The sequence below is a fragment of the Streptomyces sp. NPDC037273 genome, assembly GCF_055603625.1.
Map to the genome: position 1 here is coordinate 54,269 of NZ_JBVJVO010000013.1, position 17,813 is coordinate 72,081.

Below are 17,813 nucleotides of genomic sequence, written 5' to 3' on the forward strand. Positions count from 1 at the left end.
CACCCCTGACCGGCACCAACACCAAGATCACGACGATTCACGCGCCGCTGGTGTCAATGGGTGCCGGTGCCGGGTCGGGGGCGCCCGGGGAGGCGTCCGGAAGTTGTCAGGGCAGGAGGTCGACGCAGTCGATCGCGGTGCCGGGGCTGAGGAAGCCGGTGCCGGAGGAGCCGCTGACGATGCCGAGCCTGAGGACGTTGTACTGGCTGGGGTCGGTCTTCCAGGCGCTCGCCGGGACGACGTAGGTGAAGGTGTGGTTGTTGCCCCGGTAGGAGCCGTTCGTCAGGGAGCGGGTCGAGGGCTGGGCGGGCGGCGAGGGGATCGCGGACACCCAGTCGTTGACGGTGACTTGGGGGCGCCCGTTGAGGAAGGCGGTGGTGACGCCGATGCGGAGGGTGTGGGCGGCCGCGGCCTGGGCGGCGGTGAGCCGGAAGTACACGAGGACGCCGTCGTTGACGTCCTTCCACAGGTAGCAGGGGAAGGAGCCTGAGACGTCGCCGCCGTCGACGACGACGTTCCCGGTCCAGGAGGCGGCCCGGACGTCGGCGGGGTGGGCGTACGTCATGAGGGCGGCGTTCTTGAACCCGGCGGGTGTGCCGTCCCAGTCGCCGATGCGCCAGATGGCGGGGGCGGTGGCGGGGTCGTTGACGAGGGTGAGGGTGTGGAGGGCGGTGGCGGTTCCGGCGGTGACCGTCACCGTGGCGGTGTGGACGGCGAGTTCGCCCTTGTACACGGTGAGGGTGTAGGTGCCGGGGAGCATTCCGCGGCAGGAGAAGGCGCCGGTGCCCGCGGTGGCGCGGGTCCAGTACTGGGCGTCGGCGTTGGCGAAGCCGATGGTGTAGGCGTGGTCGGGGTCCATGCCGGCGAGGCCGACGCCGGCGACCCTGCCGCGTCCGGCGGCGCCGACCCAGCCGGGGATGCCGAGGCCGTCCACCCAGGAGGTGTCGTGGTTGGTCGCGTGGAGCGCCGGGTCGGGTGTGCCGCCGTCGGTGAAGGCGAGCATGTACGGGCCCTGGAGGCCGAAGCGCATGGCCTCCGTCTGGGACTGGTTGTAGTGGAGGATCTCGTACAGGCCGACGCCCAGTTCGTTCGAGTGGCGGAGCAGGGAGCGGTAGAAGGGGCCGCCGGAGGCCTTCTCGTGGTTGGAGCGGACCATCCAGAGGCCGACCGTTCCGGTGGTGTAGCCGATGTGGTCGTAGTCCATGACGCGGACGCCGGAGTAGTGCTTGGAGCGGGTCTGTCCGTCGGTCCGCCGCCACACGTCGCCCGCCTCGATGACGGTGTCGGCGCCCTCGACCCAGGAGTCGGGGCCCTCGTTCGGGAAGATGCCGGGCCTGAGGCGGGCGATGAAGCGGGTGGCGGTGACGGAGGTGTCGGCCTTGTCGGTCCACAGGTAGACGTTGTTCAGGCCGGCGCGGGCCGCGATGTAGTGGCGGAGCGTGCCGTGGACGACGGTGACCAGGATCGTGGAGCCGGTCCGCGCCAGGGAGACGGTGGAGGCGCCGAGCCCGGACTCGACGTGCGAGTGCTTGCCTCCGTAGCCCTCGTACTCCTTCCCCTTGTACGCGAGCGAGGTGATGTCCCCGGTCGCCTTGGAGACCTTGAGGACGAGTCCGGCGCCGGTGTCGACGACGTACTGCGTGCCGTCGTCGGCCCAGCCGAACGCGGCTGCGGCGGCGGGCACTTGGGCGAGTCCACCGGTGGCGGCGAGGGCGGTGCCGGCCGCCGCCGCACCGAGCAGGGTGCGGCGGCGGAGCGGGGTCATGGGGGTGTCGTACGGGCTCATCGGAGTGCGGCTCCTTCGGCGGCGTGCGGGCTGGTTCTCCCTAGGTCGCCGCCGGGAGGAGAAGGGTTGCCGCACAGAGGGCGGAGGCGAGGCCGCCTCAGCCCAGGCGGGTGTCCGCGTAGAAGGTCATCGCCCGGCAGTGGTAGTCGGCGAGGCCCTCGGCGATCCTGTCGAAGTTCTCCCGGAACCGCGCGTCGTCCACGTAGGTCCGGGCCAGCCCCCGGTACCCCTCGGCGTTCGGCGTCCAGAAGCGGCAGACGTCCTGGTAGTGGGCGTCCACCTCGGCCTGGACGGCCGGGTCGTCGGCGGGCGTGCCGGCCGCCATGTGCTCGGCGAGGCGGACCATGCGGGCCGTGGCCTCGCGCTGCCACGCCTCGGCCGCCTCGGGAGTCAGCCCTTCGAGGGCGCGCCGGGACTGCTCGTACTGCTCCGGCCAGCGCTCGCGCGCCTCGGCCTCGATCTCCGGGTCGGCCTGGAAGCCCTCGAAGAGGTTCTCGGGGCGGTTGATGCTCACCATGTCCTGGTTCTCGCTTTCCTCGAGTTCGGCGATGGTGCGGGCCACCGTGAGGGCCAGGGTGCCGAGCCGGTCCCGCTCGGCGAGCAGCCTGGCGTGGTGCTCGCGCAGGACGGCCACCCGGTCGGCCCCGCTGTCCAGGACGTCCCGGATCTCCCGCAGCCCGAGGTCCAGCTCCCGCATCAGCAGGATCTGCTGGAGGCGGAGCAGCTGGGGTTCCTCGTAGTGGCGGTGTCCGTCGCCCGCGGTCCAGGCGGGCGCCAGCAGGCCGATGTCGTCGTAGTGCCGCAGCGTCCGGGAGGTCACCCCGGACATCCGGGCGACGTCCGCGATCGACCAGGCCATGACGGTGTCCTTCCTCGCCGGGGGCCGGTGTCTCCGGCCCCGTACGAAGACCGTAGGAGTTGCCGCTGCGTCAACCGCAAGTCGGCCGGTCCGTGTCGCCGGGCCCGAAGCGGCTGAGCTGGTCAGCCCGTGTCGCCGGAGCCGAAGCCGAAGCCGCTGAGCCGGTCGGTCCGCGCCGCCGGAGCCGAAGCCGAAGCCGAAGCCGAAGCCGAAGCCGCCAAGCCTGTCAGCCCGCGCCGCCGGGGCCGAAGTCGCCGTTGAGGGTGGTGCGGCCGCCGTCGGGGGCGGTGAGGAGGGCGGTGTAGGTGTCGGCGGAGGGGTCGCGGGTGCCTTCGGCGTGGTTGTACTGGGCCGCGAAGGTGTGGGGGCCGGGCGGGAGGGAGCGGCCGGGCCTGAGGGTCCAGCGGTAGACGAGGGCGCGGGCTTCTGGGGTGACGGTGACGGTGAAGTCCTCGGTGGGGCGGGTCTGCCAGTGGCCGGTGTTCACGACGCCGGGGGTGCGGGCGACGCGCAGTTCGAGGGTGAGGCCGGAGACGGGCGACTCGGTGGTGAGGGCGAGGTCGCTCTGGGCCCACCAGCGGTTGCTGCCGGGGTCGATCCGGCCGGCGGCGCGAGCGGTGGGGCCGGGGGCGGGCAGGGTGGTGGCGGGTCCGGCGGGGCGGTCGCCCAGGGTGGTGGCGACGAGGCCGCCGATGCCGACGACGCCGGCGACGGCCGCGGTGACCGCGACGGCCACCGTCCAGCGCCGTCCGGTCCACCGGGCGGCGGTGAGGCGCCGCCGGGGGGCGGGGGCGGGCTCGGCGAGGCCGCGTTCCAGCCGGGCGAGGATGCGGGCGCGGTCGGGGCGGTGTGCGAGGGCCGCGTCCTTCAGTTCGCGGCGGAGCCGGGTCTCGTCCATCAGCGCCTTCCCGCGGCGAGTTCGGTGGCGGCACGGGGGCCGAGCAGCCGCTGGAGTTCGGCCATGCCCTTGGCGGTCTGGCTCTTGACGGTGCCGACGGAGACGCCGAGGGCGAGCGCGGTGTCGCGTTCGGAGAGGTCGAAGGCGTGCCGGAGCACGACGCAGGCACGCTTGCGGAAGGGGAGGGCGCGCAGCGCCGTCCTGACGTCGACGACGGCGGGCACGTCCGGGTCCTCGGTGTGCTCGGGGCGCCGGTCCCAGAAGGCGGCGATGCGGCGGCGTTCGCGGACGGTGCCGCGGATGCGGGTGCGGACGAGGTTGGTGACGACGCCCCGGGCGTAGGCGGCGGGGTGGTCGGCGGCGCGGACCCGGTCCCAGCGGTGCCAGAGCGCGAGCATGGCGTCGGCGGCGAGGTCGTCGGCTGCGTCGGTCTCGCCGGTCAGCAGATGGGCGAGGCGGGCGAGTTCGGCGTAGTGGCGTTCGAAGAAGTCCCGGAACTCGGTCGCGCTCTCGTCGTCCTCAGCGCCCGCCGTGATCACGTCGGTCCTCGGTGCGGGTGAGGGCGGGGCCGGTGCTCGCGCGGGCCGTGAGGCGCGGCGCGATGAGTTCGGCGCCGCGCGGGGCCTCGCCGGCGAGGCGGGCGACGAGCCGTTCGACGGCGAGGCGGCCCATCTCCTGGGCGGGTACGGAGACGGCGGTGAGGGGTACGGAGGCGTGGACGGCGACCTGGTCGGGGCAGATGGCGACGACGGAGACGTCCTCGGGTACGGCGCGGCCCTGGTGGCGCAGGAGGGCGAGGAGGGGTTCGACGGCGGCCTCGTTCTGGACGACGAGGGCGGTGGTGCCGGGGCGTTCCTCGAAGACGCGGGTGACGGCGGCGGCGACGGCCGCGTAGGTGCCGTCGACGGGCCGGTGGAGCAAGCCCGTGCCGTGGGCCGCGGCGGCGGCGCGCAGTCCGGTGAGGGTGCGGGTGGCGAAGCCCGTACCCCGTTCGTAGACGGCGGGGGGTTCGCCGAGGACGGCGATGGAGGTGTGGCCGAGGGCGGCGAGGTGGTCGACGCAGCGGGCGCCTGCCGCCTCGAAGTCGAGGTCGACGCTGTCGAGCCCGGTGGCGTGGGCGGCTTCGGCGGTCTCGGCGGGCAGGCCGATGAGGACGGAGGGCCGTTCGGCCTCCTGGAGGCAGGGGAGCCGGGGGTCGTCGAGGCCGACGTCCATGACGATCATGGCGTCGGCGACGGCGCTGCCCTCGACGCGGCGGACGGCCTCGGGGCCCTCCTCGCCGGTGAGCAGCAGGACGTCGTAGCCGTGGGTGCGGGCCGTGGTGGTGACGGCCATCGCGATCTCCATCATCACGGGCACGTAGAGGCCGGTGCGCAGCGGCATCATGAGGGCGAGGATGCCGGTGCGGCTGCTGGCGAGGGCGCGGGCGCCGGCGTGCGGCCGGTAGCCGAGGGTCTCGATGCTGCGCTGGATGCGTTCGCGGGTGGGCCCGGAGATGGAGCGTTTGCCGCTGAGCACGTAGCTGACGGTGCTGGCCGAGACCCCGGCGTGGCGGGCGACATCGGCGAGGGTGACCACGTGCCTGCTCCTGGACGGTTCCCGGTGTTCCGGGCGGCCGCCCGAGGATTCGGCTCCCGACCCTAAGCGGCGATTCGACGAGCTGTCCAGGTGGGTCGCGAAGAGTCCAAGGGTCCGGGGGCCCGGCGGGGTTGTGCGGGGGGCGGGTGCGCGGTGGGATGGAAACAGACCGGCAAGCGCTTTCTGCGCCCTCGCTCCCTTCCTTCCCTCCCGCTCTCCGACAGGAGGACCATGTCCGCCCTGCCCTTTGGCACGCCCTCGTCGCCGCCCTGGTACGAGGACTTCTCCCCCGGTCGCGGCACGCTCCCGCCCCGCGCCTGGTACGCCGGGTCCGACGCCGCCGCGCTCTCCCTGAACGGGGACTGGGCCTTCCGCCTCTCCCCCACCGCCGACGCCGAGGACACCTCCTTCGCCGCCCCCGGCTACGACGCGAGCGCCTGGGGCACGGTGGCCGTCCCGGGCCACTGGGTCCTCCAGGGCAAGGAGTACGGCGGCCCCGCCTACACCAACGTGCGGTACCCCTTCCCCGTGGACCCGCCCCGCGTCCCCACCGAGAACCCGACCGGCGACCACCTGCGCCGCTTCGACCTCCCCGACGGCTGGCCGGCGGACGGCGGTGCCGTGCTGCGGTTCGACGGCGTCGAGTCCTGTGCCCGCGTCTGGCTCAACGGCACGGAGCTCGGTGACTTCAAGGGCTCCCGGCTCGCCCACGAGTTCGCCGTCGGCCCCCTCCTGAAGCCGCGCGGCAACGTCCTCGCGCTCCGCGTCCACCAGTGGTCCTCCGGCTCCTACCTGGAGGACCAGGACCAGTGGTGGCTGCCCGGCGTCTTCCGTGACGTGACCCTCCTCCACCGCCCCGAGGGCGCCCCCGGCGACTTCTTCGTCCACGCCTCCTACGACCACACCACCGGCACCGGCACCCTGCGGGTCGACTGCGACGTCCCCGGCCGGGTCACCGTGCCCGAGCTCGGCCTCGACCTGGCCACCGGCGAGACGACCACGCTCCCCGTCGAACCGTGGAGCGCCGAAGTACCCCGCCTGTACGAGGCCCGGCTGGCCACCGCCGGCGAACGCGTCCCCCTGCGCCTCGGCTTCCGCACGGTCGCCGTCGAGGACGGCGTCCTCAAGGTGAACGGGCGCCGGATCCTCTTCCGCGGCGTCAACCGGCACGAGTTCCACCCGGAGCACGGCCGCGCCCTGGACCTCGCGACCATGCGCCGGGACGTCGAGCTGATGAAGCGCCACAACATCAACGCCGTCCGCACCTCCCACTACCCCCCGCACCCCGCCTTCCTCGACCTCTGCGACACCTACGGCCTGTGGGTGATCGACGAGGGCGACCTGGAGACCCACGGCTTCGAGGACCTCGCCTGGCGCGGCAACCCGGTGGACGACGCCCGCTGGACCCCGGCCCTCCTCGACCGCGCCGCCCGCCTCGTCGAACGCGACAAGAACCACCCCTCGGTCGTCATGTGGTCCCTCGGCAACGAATGCGGCACCGGCGCCGGCCTCACCGCGATGGCCGACCTGATCCGCGACCGCGACCCCTCCCGGCTCGTCCACTACGAGGGCGACCGCTCCTGCTCCTACACCGACGTCCACTCCCGCATGTACGTGCCGCACGCCGAGGTCGAGCAGATCGGCCGCCGAGCCGACCCGGGCCCCGAGTCCCGGAGCGAACTCCCCTTCATCCTCTGCGAGTACGCCCACGCCATGGGCAACGGCCCCGGCGGACTCGCCGACTACCAAAGCCTGTTCGACACCTACGAGCGCTGCCAGGGCGGCTTCGTCTGGGAATGGATCGACCACGGCCTCGCCCACCCCCTCCACGCGTACGGCTACGGCGGCGACTTCGGCGAGGAACTCCACGACGGCAACTTCGTCTGCGACGGCCTCCTCTTCCCCGACCGCACCCCCTCGCCCGGCCTCCTGGAGTACAAGAAGGTCATCGAGCCGGTACGGATCACCCCGGACGCCCCCCACACAGCCCTGGTCACCAATGGCCACGACACCGCCGATCTCGCCCACCTCACCTTCACCTGGTCCTTCCTCGCCGACGGCGAGACGCTCGCCACCGGCCCCCTCACCGTCCCGCCGCTGAGCCCCGGCCGGACCGCCCGCGTCCCGCTGCCCGCCCCGCCCGCGCACCCCGCCGAAGCCGAGACCCTGTGGACCGTACGGGCCACCCTCGCGCACGACACCCCGTGGGCCCCCGCCGGCCACGAGGTCGCCTGGGGACAACTCCCGGTCGCCGCCCCCGCCCCCGCACCCGCCACGACGAGCCGCGTACGACCCGCTCGCGCGGACGGCCGGATCACCCTCGGCCCCGGCGTCTTCGACGCCCGCTCCGGAGAGCCGGTGGCCATCGGCCCCCTCCCCGTCACAGGACTGCGCCTCGACGTCTGGCGCGCCCCGACCGACAACGACGAAGGCGCGCCCTGGCAGCCCGACGACCGCCACGGACTCCAATGGCGGGAACTGGGACTCCACCGGATGCGCCATCGCCTCGACGAACTCACCCTGGACGACGACGGCTTGACCCTCCGCACCCGCGTCGCCCCCGCCGCCCGCGACCTCGGGCTGCGCACCACGTACCGCTGGACCTCGGACGGTGCCGGCCTGCGACTCCGGGTCGACGTCGAGCCCGAAGGCGAGTGGCGCGTACCGCTGCCCCGCCTCGGCGTGCGCCTCGGCCTCCCGGCGGCCCTCGACCGGGCCCACTGGTACGGGGCGGGGCCCGGCGAGGCCTACCCCGACACCCGCACCGCCGCCCGCCTCGGCCGCTGGGAATCCACCGTGGACGCCCTCCACACCCCGTACCTGCGACCGCAGGAGAACGGCGCCCGGATCGACACCCGGCGGCTCGAACTCACCTCCCCCACCCAGGGCATACGCGTCACGGGCGACCCCGCGTTCGCCTTCACCGCCCGCCGCTGGACCACCGAACAGCTCGACGCCGCCCACCACGACACCGACCTCACGGCGGGCGACACCCTCTGGCTCCACCTGGACCACGCCCAGGACGGCATCGGCTCCCAGTCCTGCGGACCGGGCGTGCTCCCCGCCTACCGCCTGGACGCGGCCCCGGCGTCCTTCGCATTCGCCTTCTCCCTCACGGAAGGCCGGAGTTAGGGGCCGCCCGACCCGGATTCCGCCGGACGGACCCCGAGACGGTCAACGCGTCAGCGAGTCCGGCAGAACCCCCTGGGCCCGCAGCTCGCCGGCGACGAGCGCCGCGTACTCCGTGGCCCCACGCACCGAGGTGTGGGTGTTGTCCCGCTTCTCGGCGGTGAGATAGAGCGCCTTGGACCCCTCGGGACCCAGCTCCTCGACCCGCGCCTTGCTCAGGGCGGTGAGATCGATCAGCGGGGTGCCGAGGGAGACCGCCAGGGCCCGGATCTCGGCGGGATGGTCCACCCCGAGACCGTTGACGAGCAGCGCGATGCCGTTGTCGAGAGTCCCGTCGGCGTTGAACCAGCGCCGCACGACCGGGGTGACGAGTACCGGTTCGCCGCCCCTGGCCCGTACCCGCTCGACCAGGGCGGTGAGGTTGGCCCGATAGGTGGCGGCGTCCGTCTGCTTGTCGTTGTGGGCGAGCTGGATCAGGACCGGATCGCCGGGCCGGATCGCCGCCTCGACCCTGTCGAACAGCGCCGGGTTCGCCAGGAAGGTGACCGTGCTCTCCCCGGAGTCGGCGTGGTTGGCGACCGCGACCCCCCGCTTCAGATGCACGGGCAGCCGCTGCCCCCAGCCGGTGTACGGGTCCCCCGGCTGATCGCACACGGTCGAGTCACCGACGAGGAACAGCCGTCGGGCGACCGGAGCGGGCGTGACCCGCAGCGCGCCCACCCGGGGCGCCGCACCACCGAGCACCAGGTCGAGCCCCGGGCTCCCGGCGGGCCCGGTGGGCTCCCCCTCCGGGTCCCGTACGTCGACGGTGAACGAGCGGCGGACGCTCTCCCCCGCCCCGGTGGCGGTCTCGGCGAGCAGCGCACGCCTGGTCTCGCCGCTGACGGCGGTCGATCCGGCGGTGTCGCCGCCGAGGGTGACCGTGACGTCGTAGGTACCAGGCGGCATGTCGAAGTGGCAGGCGAGCGCCCCCGTTTCGTCGGCGGCGCAGTGATCGAGGCCCTGCCCGAAGGGCCCGTCGGCGTGAGCGGCCGGCGCGCCGGCGAGCGTCCCGAGCAGGGTCGCGGTCGCGGCGATGAGTGCGGTCTTCCTCATGGTGCGCCTCTCTGCGGTCGGACGGGATGTCGTCGGACCAGGGGTTGTCGTCGAACGAGATGTCGTCGGACGAGATGTCGCCTCGGACGAATCCGCGCGGTCACTTGGGAAGGTGATCGCCGACGAGGGCGAGGTTCTGGATCGCGGCCAGGCCGAACAGGGCCGTGGTGTTGGTGCTGATCCACAGATGCTCGTATCCGGGTTCGAGCGCCGCCGACCCCTTCACCGGCGTCTTGTCCCACACCATCGCCGCCGTGTACCCGTCGCTCTTGTCGAACTTCGCCCACGCCCGCTGAGCGAGCTTGGTGTCGTTCAACTGGGCCGCCGCATAGGCGTCCTGGCGCGAGTGCCCCTGGAACAGCAGCAGGGTTCCGAAGTTCTGCCCGTACCGCGCCGCCTGCTCGGCCTTGCTCGCGTTGAAGTAGCGGCAGTAGTCCAGCCACGCGCTCCGGAACGCCGGCAGGTCGACCAGGTCGATGAGCTCCGCGCACATCTCCACCAGACCGAACATGGCCGACAGGTGCGAGACGCCGACCACGGGCTGCTCCGCGATCGCGAACCGCCCGGTGTCGAGGTCGTACAACCCGCTTCCCTGCACGAACCCGTTCGGCTGCGCCGCGATCGTCTCCATGGTCGACCGCAGCCGCGCCTCCGCCTTCGCCGCCTTGGGGCCACCCCGTTCCCACTCGGTGAGCCACGCGGCGGCGAGCCCGCTCCAGTCGGTCCCGAACCCGATGGACAGGGCATGACGATCCGGGGTGTACGGCGCCGTGCGGATCTTCCGAATCGGATCGAGCACGAGGAACGTCTCGTCCGAGTCGACCTGATCGTGCATCAGGTCGCCCACCCGCTCGTCGGCGGTGAGGAAGTAGTACGGCCTCCGGTACACGGCCGTCGAGATCCGCTGCTGCTTCGCACTGTCCGCGAAGTGCTGCACACCGTGCCGCGTACCCAGCCCCGCCCACTGCCCGAGGTGATACACATCCACCTCACCGGTGTGCCGGGTCATCGCCTCCGCGAACCGGAAGATGTCCGCCCGCCCGGACCGCAGATACGCGTACCACAGCCACAGATCCGGTGACAGCTCCGAGTTGTCCCACGCGTACCCGCCGACGTCGTACCGCCACTGGTGCCGGTCCTCGTCATAGGTGTGCATGATGTCGCCGTAATCCCAGAACCCGTACCAACGCCGCTGCTCCGCCTGCTCCTTGTAGTACGTGAACAGGAAGTCCAGGTGATCCTCGATCCTCGCCTTCGCCGCCGTCGACCGGTCCACGGGCGAGAACAGCCCGCCGAACACCCGCGCCCGCACCAGGTCTTCGGGACTCGCGGCGAGCTGCGGCGGCGTACGGACGGCCTCCGCCTGAGCGACGAGCGTCGCGGCGTCCGGCGTCGCCGCATTGGCCCAGAACATCAGCTCACTGGTCCTGGCGATGCCGTACGGCGTCCCGAACCCGGGCTCATGGTCCTCGTACGTGATGTTGAGCCCTTCCAGCTGCTCCGCGTACGTGTCCTGCCCCATCCCGTCGTGATAGAACCGCAGGTCCATCGGCTGTGCCTCGGGCGACCACAGCCACAGCGTCACCTCGGCGGCGTCCCCCGCCGCGTTCCTGATGTCGAGCTGCGCCGGATGCTTCTGCCAGAAGTCCCTCAGCCCGAACGAGAACCCACCACTCACCCCGCCCACATACCCGAACCCGCTCGCACGCCGCCCACCGCCGGCCGGAATCCACCCGTGCCCGGCCTTCGTGCGCTTCCGCAGCGAGAAGCCGTCCGCGGAGAGCTGGGCGAGCGTGTAGTCGCCCCAGGTCGGGACGTATTGCATGCGCGTCGTGACCCGCTGGTCCCAGGTTGCGGGGTCGGGCAGCTTCTCCCCCTTCACCTGCGCGGTCCTGACGGCCGCGCCGGGGTCGCGACGCAGACCCGTGATCCCTTGGACCGCCTCGGTGAGGAACCCCGCGCCCTCACCCGCGATCCGGACGTGCCGGTCGTACGCGGCATCCCGCATCGGCACCGTGAAACGCACACCGAGCCCTCGGACGAAGTCCTTGTTGTGGTCACCGTCGTACGTGATCGTGTGCACCATGCGGAAGGACTCGGACCCCGCGTAGAAGTACAGCCGCACCGAGAACGGCAGCCAACTCCGGCTGCCCTTCCGGTGCTTGCCGTCGATCCGCACGACGGCACGCACCGGCCCGTCCTGCTCCACGCTCGCGCCCGAGATCTCCCCGTCGAACCGCTCCCACTTGGCGTTGCCCTGGTCGCCGTCATCGAGATCGCTCTGCCTGAGCAGCACGAGCCGGCCATCGGTCGCGATCTTCACGCCGTCCCGGGTGACGGACTCGATGATCTTTCCCCCGTCCTTCCACACCACCGCCTTGACCGTGCCCGTGTCCACGGTGATCCGCCGATCCGTCTCCGTGACGGACACGGTCCTGGCGGCGGCCACGGGGGTCCCCGGAGCAAGGCTGAAACGCTCGCTCCCCGCCGCGTCCGGGCCCACGGCGTGCGCCGTCCACTTGAGCGAGCCATCGGGCCAGCGGGCGGTGGTCCAGGTCTGGACGGGAACGGCGGCTCCCTCGGATGTGGTGAGCGCGAACTGCTGGTCGCCCGGGTGTACGCCCTTGGGCCACGCGACCCCGAACGTCGATCCCGCGGCCGCGCCGAGCCCACCGGGCTCCAGCCACGTGATCGTCGCGGGACGCTCGGCCGCCGGCGCCTCACCGGGCACCGCGGCCCGGGCTTCGCCCCTGCCGAGCGCCCAGCTGAACTGGGCTGCCGCGCCTGCCACCGCGGCGGCTTTCAGGAGAGAACGACGAGGAAGGGGGGACACGGGGACTCCTTTCTGGGGCGCGCGGGTGGCGCGCCTCGGGAAGCGTTGGGGGGCGGGGTGCCGGACCGTCGCCACCCCGTTGTGGACCACGGGGGTGGGCGAGGCCCTGGAGGTCAGGCGCCCGCGCCCGCGGCGCGCAGGCCCAGTCGCTGCTCGGCCGCCTGGGCGGAGGCGATCAGGATGCCGACGGCCGGCAAGGCCAGGGGCGGGGAGAGCCAGGCGGAGGCGGCGATGACGGCCAGGCCGCAGATGATGAGCAGGGAGCCGGCCGGGTCGCGGAGGGACCGCCGGGCCGCGGGGCCGAGGAGGGGCCGCCAGGGGAGGCCGGGGCGCCAGGTGACGGCCGAGCGGAGGAGTGTCACGGTGAGCCAGAGGGCGGTGAGGAGCGCGAGGGTGCCGGTGGCGCGGCCGCCGGGTACGGGGAGGGCTCGTACGAGGGAGAGGTCGGCGCCGACGAGGACGAGGACGGCGAGGTAGGCGAGGCCGAGCGGGCTGCCGCCGGCCCGGAGTGCGCGGCGCAGGTCGGCGGCGAAGTGGCGGAGGCCGGCCGGTTCGCCGGCGGCCGAGCGCCGGAGGTGGGTGGCGCCGGCGGCGAGGGCGGCGGGAAGGGTGAGCAGCGGTATCGCGGCGACGGTGGTCCAGACGCCGACGAGGAGGCATTCGGCGAAGACGGTGAAGCGGGCGAGGAAGTGGGGACCTCGGGGCCCGGGGGCGATCATCCCTTGAGGCCCGAGGTGGCCATGCCGTCGATGAGATAGCGCTGGAAGGCGAGGAAGAAGGCGATGACGGGGAGGAGGGCGACGAGGGACATGGCGATCATGCCGCCGTAGTTGGCGACGCCGTCTTGGTCGACGAACATCTTGAGGCCGAGGGAGACGGTGTACTTCTCGGGTTCGTTGAGGTAGATGAGCGGACCCATGAAGTCGTTCCACGCGTTGATGAACGTGAAGATCGCGCTGGTGATGAGGGCGGGCCGGCAGAGGGGCAGGACGATGGACCAGTAGGTCCTGAGGTGCCCGCAGCCGTCGAGCCGGGCGGCCTCGTCCAGTTCCTTGGGCAGGCCGCGCATGAACTGGAGGATGAGGAAGACGAAGAAGGCGTCCGTCGCCAGGTACTTGCCGAGCAGCAACGGCACGTAGGTGTTGACGAGTTCGAGCTTCTGGAAGAGCACGTACTGCGGGATGAGCAGGACGTGGTACGGGAGGAGGAGCGTGCCGATCATCAGGGTGAAGAGCAGGCCCCGCCCGGCGAAACCGATCTTGGCGAAGGCGTACGCGGCGAGCGAGCTGGAGACGAGGACGCCGATGACCGAACCGACGGCCAGGAAGAGGGAGTTGCCGAAGAAGGTCGAGATGGGGATGTCGGCGATGCCGTCGGCAAGACGCCGGTAGTTGTCGGTGATCGGGTGGCCGGGGAAGAGGGTGAGGCTGCCGACGATCTCGTCGTTCGGTTTGAAGGAGCCGCCGATCACCCACACCACCGGGTAGAGGATGACCGCGAGCACGGCCAGTGATCCGAGGTGCCAGGCGACGGAGCCCGCGGAGAGGGACCGGCCGGTTCGTGGGGCGAGGCTCATCGGGCCCCCTCCTCGTAGTGCACCCAGCGGCGCTGGGACCAGAAAAGGACGGCGGTGACGAGGCCGACGGCGAGGAGCAGCATCCAGGCCATCGCGGAGGCGAGGCCCATGCGGCTGTTCTCGAAGCCCTGGATGTAGAGGTAGCAGGTGTAGACGAGGGTGCCGTCGGCGGGGCCGCAGGCGTTGCCCTGGCTGCCGATGATGTAGGCGGAGCCGAAGATCTGGAAGGAGTGGATGGTCTCCAGGAGGACGTTGAAGAAGAGGACCGGGGAGATCACGGGCAGGGTGATGTGCCAGAACCGTCGCCAGGGGCCGGCTCCGTCGACCTGCGCGGCCTCGTGGAGTTCGCGGGGGACCTGCTTGAGGCCGGCGAGGAAGATGACCATGGGGGCGCCGAACTGCCAGACGGTCAGGGCGACCAGGGCGTAGATGATGCGGTCGGGGTCGCCGATCCAGCCGCCGGGCGCCAGGCCGAGGAGCTGTTGGCCGCGGTCGACGGCGGCGCCGTCGGAGAAGAGGGCGCGCCAGACGATGGCGATGGAGACGCTGGCGCCGATGAGGGAGGGCGCGTAGAACGCGGCCCGGTAGAAGCCCTGTCCGCGCCTGCTCTGGTTGAGGAGGAGGGCGACGCCGAGGGCGGCGGCCAGTTTCAGCGGGGTGCCGATGACCACGTACCAGCCGGTGACTTCGACCGAGGTGCGCCAGCGGGGGTCGGCGAACATCTCGGTGAAGTTGTCGAGGCCGATCCAGCGCGGGGCGTCGAAGAGGTTGTAGTCGGTGAAGGCGAAGTAGAGGGAGGCGACCATGGGGCCCGCGGTGAGCAGGAGGAAGCCGGCGATCCAGGGGGACATGAAGAGGTAGCCGGCGAGGTTCTCGCGGCGGGCCCTGGCGGTGCGGGTGCGGCCGGGCGGGTGGGCGCCGCCGGACGGGGAGGCCGCGGGAGCGGTGTCCCCGTCGGGGCGGGTCACCGGCGCGGGGGTCGGTGCGGTGGTCACGGCGGTGTCCATCAGGAGGAGAGTGCCGTCTTGGCCTCGGTGAAGTACTGCTTCACCGCGTCGGCGACGGGGCGCGTGCCCAGGGACATCTCTTCGGCGAGCCGCAGGAACGCGGCTTCGCAGACGTCGGCGCCGGCCGGGTGCGGGGTGATGGGCTCCAGGACGCGGGACTCGACGAGCTGCTTCTCGTAGGCGGCGATCTGCTTGCCGACCTCGTCGGCGGGGACGTACGCCCGGAACTGGGCCTCGGTGGAGGGGACGCCTCGGTCGTAGCCCATGATCGTGCCGACTTCGGGGTCGTGGACCATGAAGTCGATGAACTGGGCGGCTTCCTTGGGGTGTTTGGTGCGCTTGGAGGCGCTGAGCATGAGGGAGCCGAGGTACTGGCCGGTCTTGTGGCCGTCGGTGGTGGGGATGGGCGCGAGGCCGTAGGTGCTCTTGCCCTCGGCGGTGTAGCGGACGGCGAAGTTGTCCCAGGTGAACTCGGAGCCGGCGAGTTCGGCGGTGACGGCCGACTTGGGCTTGGCCTGGATGGTCTTCCTGGGGTCGGCGTAGACGCCGGACTTCACGCGGTCGAAGGCCTTGGTCCACCAGTCGGTGAGGTCCGCCTCGGTGAAGCCGAGGCCGGAGGTGGTGAAGAACGCCTTGCCGTGCTGGCGCAGGTAGAGGTCGTACAGGTACATGATCCCGTACGGGCCGGCGTCGCCGGCCCTGCCCTGGCTCTGCCGGATGCGGGCGAGGGCGTCGTGGTACTCGTCCCAGGTCCAGCCGGGCCTGGGCGTGACGCCGGCCTTGGTGAAGACGGCCTGGTCGATGACGAGGGCCATCGAGTTGCTGCCGACGGGTATGCCGAGCAGCTTGCCGTCGACCTCGCCGAACTTCTCCAGGCCGGCCCGGAAGCCGTCGAGGCGGAGGTTGCCCTCCTCGACCTGCTCGCGCAGGTCGAGGAGGACGTTCTTCGCGTCGTACTTGCGCAGGAAGCCGATGGCGTTCTGGAAGACGTCCGGTGCGTTGCCCCCCGACGCCTGGGTGTTGAACTTCTTCCAGAAGTCGGCGTAGGGCTGGAAGTCGGTCTTGACCTTGATCTTCGGGAACTTCTTCTCGAAGAGGGCGATCGACCGGTTGATCCGCTTGGCCCGGTCGTCGGAGCCCCACCAGGTGTACCGGATGGTGACGGTGCCGTCTCCGGAGCCGGAGCCGGTGCCGCAGCCCGCCGCGGTCAGCCCGAGGGCGGCCACCGACCCGCCGGCGACCTTCAGCAGGTTCCGACGGTCAACAGTGCCTTGAGTACGCACAGTTCGTCCTCCGCGCGTGATTAGAACGTTTCAGGAAAGCGCTTGCTGGGACAAAGTAGGGTCGTGGGCCAGCCGCGTCAACGCTTCGGACAGGATCTTTCGAAGCGCTTCGAACGCGGCATCGCGAGCGCCGCGCTGAAAGGATTCAACAGGGGGCCTGTCAGGCCAGCCGGATCACGTTCCAGGACATCGGCTCCAGGACCGCCCGCAGCACCCCGTCCACCAGCTCCGTGCCCGCCACCGGGTGCGGCACGACCCGCTCGGGCTCGTCCAGGGTGTTGCGCGCCTCGGGGTCCTCGTCGGCGAGCGCGCTGTGCTCGACGACCCGGTCGAGACCGAGGCCCCGGAGCGTCACCTCAAGGGGCAGCGGCGCGTTCCGGCCACGGTTGACGGCGAACACGGTCACGCCGCCGTCCTCGTCCCGCACGGCCGTGGCGTGCAGCAGCGGCACCTCCCCGTACCGGTCCGTCGGGTACGCAGGTGAGGCCACCCGCACGTCCAGCACGGTCCCGCGGCCGTACCGGGAGGCCTGTGCGAAGGGGAAGAAGGTGGTCTGGCGCCAGGCGGGGCCGCCGGGTTCGGTCATGATCGGGGCGATCACGTTCACGAGCTGGGCGAGGCAAGCCGCCGCGATCCGGTCCGCGTGGCGGAGCAGGGCGATCAGCAGGCCGCCGAAGACGACCGCGTCGGTGACGGTGTACACGTCCTCCAGGAGCCTCGGCGCCTCCTGCCAGTCCTCGAACGGGTGCGGGTTCGGCCGGCGCTGGTACCAGACGTTCCACTCGTCGAAGGAGAGCGTGAGCTTCTTCGGGGACTTCAGCCGGGCGCCCACGTGGTCGCAGGTGGCGATCACCTCCTCGATGAAGGCCTCCATGTGGACGCCGGAGGCGAGGAAGGAGTCGCGGTCTCCGTCGGTCTCCTCGTAGTAGGCGTGCAGCGAGACGTGGTCGACCACCTCGTACGTCTCCGCCAGGACCGTCGCCTCCCAGGCGGCGAAGGTCGGCAGGTCGCGGCCCGAGCTGCCGCAGGCGACGAGTTCGAGCCCGGGGTCGATCTGGCGCAGGGCGCGGGCGGTCTGGGCGGCGAGCCTGCCGTACTCCTCCGCCGTCTTCTGGCCGGTCTGCCAGGTGCCGTCCATCTCGTTGCCGAGGCACCAGAGCCGGATGCCGAAGGGGTCTTTGTCGCCGTGCGCGATCCGCCGGTCGGAGAGTTCGGTGCCGCCGGGGTGGTTGGCGTACTCGACGAGGTCCATGGCCTCGGCGATGCCCCGGGTGCCGAGGTTGAGTGCCATCATCGGCTCGGCCTGCGGGCCGAGCTTCCGCAGGAAGGCCATGAACTCGCTCAGGCCGAAGCGGTTGGTCTCGGTGGTGCGCCAGGCGACGTCGAGCCGGCGCGGGCGCTGCTCGACGGGCCCGACGCCGTCCTCCCAGCGGTACCCGGAGACGAAGTTGCCGCCGGGGTAGCGGATCGCGGTGACGCCCAGCTCGCGGACGAGTGCGAGGACGTCGGTGCGCAGACCGTCCTCGTCGGCGGCGGGGTGGCCGGGCTCGTGGATGCCGGTGTAGACGCAGCGCCCGAGGTGTTCGACGAAGGAGCCGAACAGGCGCGGGTCAACGGGGCCGACGGTGAAGTCGGGGTCGAGGGTGAAACGAGCGGTGCGGGTGGGGTGTTCGGGGTGGGACACGCGATTCCCTCTCGTTCAAGACGTTCGAAATATCGACCGACGGTCGTATGTCCGAACGAGAACGTAGGAGGGGAGATCGCGTGCG

General features: G+C 71.9%; 13 protein-coding genes. 1 reads left to right on the forward strand and 12 read right to left on the reverse strand.

Translation table 11 applies throughout. The features are described from left to right. Nucleotides 1-106: 106 nt before the first annotated feature. From ACZ7G1_RS28980 to ACZ7G1_RS29000, 5 genes are all read right to left on the reverse strand, one after another. Entirely contained in the window at nucleotides 107-1,786 is a 1,680-nt protein-coding gene (locus ACZ7G1_RS28980) for a rhamnogalacturonan lyase B N-terminal domain-containing protein (protein WP_470871790.1), read from the reverse strand. Nucleotides 1,787-1,883: 97 nt separating this feature from the next. Beyond that, complete coding sequence (locus ACZ7G1_RS28985; RefSeq protein ID WP_470871792.1) at nucleotides 1,884-2,645, reverse strand: MerR family transcriptional regulator; 762 nt, start codon at nucleotides 2,643-2,645, stop codon at nucleotides 1,884-1,886. Between the two features lie 226 nt (nucleotides 2,646-2,871). After that, entirely contained in the window at nucleotides 2,872-3,543 is a 672-nt protein-coding gene (locus ACZ7G1_RS28990; protein ID WP_470871794.1) for a hypothetical protein, read from the reverse strand. Next, entirely contained in the window at nucleotides 3,543-4,082 is a 540-nt protein-coding gene (locus tag ACZ7G1_RS28995; protein WP_470871796.1) for a SigE family RNA polymerase sigma factor, read from the reverse strand. Before ACZ7G1_RS28995 ends, ACZ7G1_RS28990 begins: the two co-directional genes overlap by 1 nt. Further along, nucleotides 4,063-5,121 carry a LacI family DNA-binding transcriptional regulator gene (locus ACZ7G1_RS29000; RefSeq protein ID WP_470871798.1) on the reverse strand — a complete coding sequence of 353 codons (1,059 nt, stop codon included), beginning with the start codon at nucleotides 5,119-5,121 and terminating at the stop codon, nucleotides 4,063-4,065. Before ACZ7G1_RS29000 ends, ACZ7G1_RS28995 begins: the two co-directional genes overlap by 20 nt. A 231-nt stretch (nucleotides 5,122-5,352) precedes the next feature. Between ACZ7G1_RS29000 and ACZ7G1_RS29005 the strand changes: the two genes are divergently transcribed. Continuing rightward, nucleotides 5,353-8,253 carry a glycoside hydrolase family 2 TIM barrel-domain containing protein gene (locus tag ACZ7G1_RS29005; RefSeq protein WP_470871800.1) on the forward strand — a complete coding sequence of 967 codons (2,901 nt, stop codon included), beginning with the start codon at nucleotides 5,353-5,355 and terminating at the stop codon, nucleotides 8,251-8,253. Nucleotides 8,254-8,295: 42 nt separating this feature from the next. On the opposite strand, the gene ACZ7G1_RS29010 is transcribed toward ACZ7G1_RS29005, so the two are convergent. The 7 genes from ACZ7G1_RS29010 to arfA form a co-directional block, all read right to left on the reverse strand. After that, nucleotides 8,296-9,345 (reverse strand): rhamnogalacturonan acetylesterase, encoded by a 1,050-nt coding sequence (locus tag ACZ7G1_RS29010; protein ID WP_470871801.1) that lies wholly within the window; start codon nucleotides 9,343-9,345, stop codon nucleotides 8,296-8,298. Nucleotides 9,346-9,445: 100 nt separating this feature from the next. Continuing rightward, the gene (locus ACZ7G1_RS29015; protein WP_470871803.1) at nucleotides 9,446-12,178 is read right to left on the reverse strand and encodes an exo-rhamnogalacturonan lyase family protein; all 2,733 of its coding nucleotides are present in this window, start codon (nucleotides 12,176-12,178) and stop codon (nucleotides 9,446-9,448) included. Nucleotides 12,179-12,291: 113 nt separating this feature from the next. Beyond that, nucleotides 12,292-12,897, reverse strand: a complete 606-nt coding sequence (locus ACZ7G1_RS29020) for a hypothetical protein (RefSeq protein WP_470871805.1) — start codon at nucleotides 12,895-12,897, stop codon at nucleotides 12,292-12,294. Beyond that, nucleotides 12,894-13,754 (reverse strand): carbohydrate ABC transporter permease, encoded by an 861-nt coding sequence (locus tag ACZ7G1_RS29025; RefSeq protein WP_470871807.1) that lies wholly within the window; start codon nucleotides 13,752-13,754, stop codon nucleotides 12,894-12,896. Before ACZ7G1_RS29025 ends, ACZ7G1_RS29020 begins: the two co-directional genes overlap by 4 nt. Further along, entirely contained in the window at nucleotides 13,751-14,761 is a 1,011-nt protein-coding gene (locus ACZ7G1_RS29030) for a carbohydrate ABC transporter permease (protein WP_470871809.1), read from the reverse strand. The genes ACZ7G1_RS29025 and ACZ7G1_RS29030 overlap by 4 nt, the downstream gene beginning before the upstream one ends. Continuing rightward, nucleotides 14,761-16,044: an ABC transporter substrate-binding protein gene (locus ACZ7G1_RS29035; RefSeq protein WP_470871811.1), complete on the reverse strand. Its 1,284-nt coding sequence runs from the start codon at nucleotides 16,042-16,044 to the stop codon at nucleotides 14,761-14,763. Before ACZ7G1_RS29035 ends, ACZ7G1_RS29030 begins: the two co-directional genes overlap by 1 nt. A 160-nt stretch (nucleotides 16,045-16,204) precedes the next feature. Next, nucleotides 16,205-17,728 carry an arabinosylfuranosidase ArfA gene (gene arfA, locus ACZ7G1_RS29040; protein WP_470871813.1) on the reverse strand — a complete coding sequence of 508 codons (1,524 nt, stop codon included), beginning with the start codon at nucleotides 17,726-17,728 and terminating at the stop codon, nucleotides 16,205-16,207. Between the last annotated feature and the right edge of the window lie 85 nt (nucleotides 17,729-17,813).

Coding starts and splice junctions, on each gene's coding strand:
- ACZ7G1_RS28980 (WP_470871790.1), bottom strand. CDS start 1,786: ATGAGCCCGTACGACACCCCCATGACCCCGCTCCGCCGCCGCACCCTG.
- ACZ7G1_RS28985 (WP_470871792.1), bottom strand. CDS start 2,645: ATGGCCTGGTCGATCGCGGACGTCGCCCGGATGTCCGGGGTGACCTCC.
- ACZ7G1_RS28990 (WP_470871794.1), bottom strand. CDS start 3,543: ATGGACGAGACCCGGCTCCGCCGCGAACTGAAGGACGCGGCCCTCGCA.
- ACZ7G1_RS29005 (WP_470871800.1), top strand. CDS start 5,353: ATGTCCGCCCTGCCCTTTGGCACGCCCTCGTCGCCGCCCTGGTACGAG.
- ACZ7G1_RS29010 (WP_470871801.1), bottom strand. CDS start 9,345: ATGAGGAAGACCGCACTCATCGCCGCGACCGCGACCCTGCTCGGGACG.
- ACZ7G1_RS29020 (WP_470871805.1), bottom strand. CDS start 12,897: ATGATCGCCCCCGGGCCCCGAGGTCCCCACTTCCTCGCCCGCTTCACC.
- ACZ7G1_RS29025 (WP_470871807.1), bottom strand. CDS start 13,754: ATGAGCCTCGCCCCACGAACCGGCCGGTCCCTCTCCGCGGGCTCCGTC.
- ACZ7G1_RS29030 (WP_470871809.1), bottom strand. CDS start 14,761: ATGGACACCGCCGTGACCACCGCACCGACCCCCGCGCCGGTGACCCGC.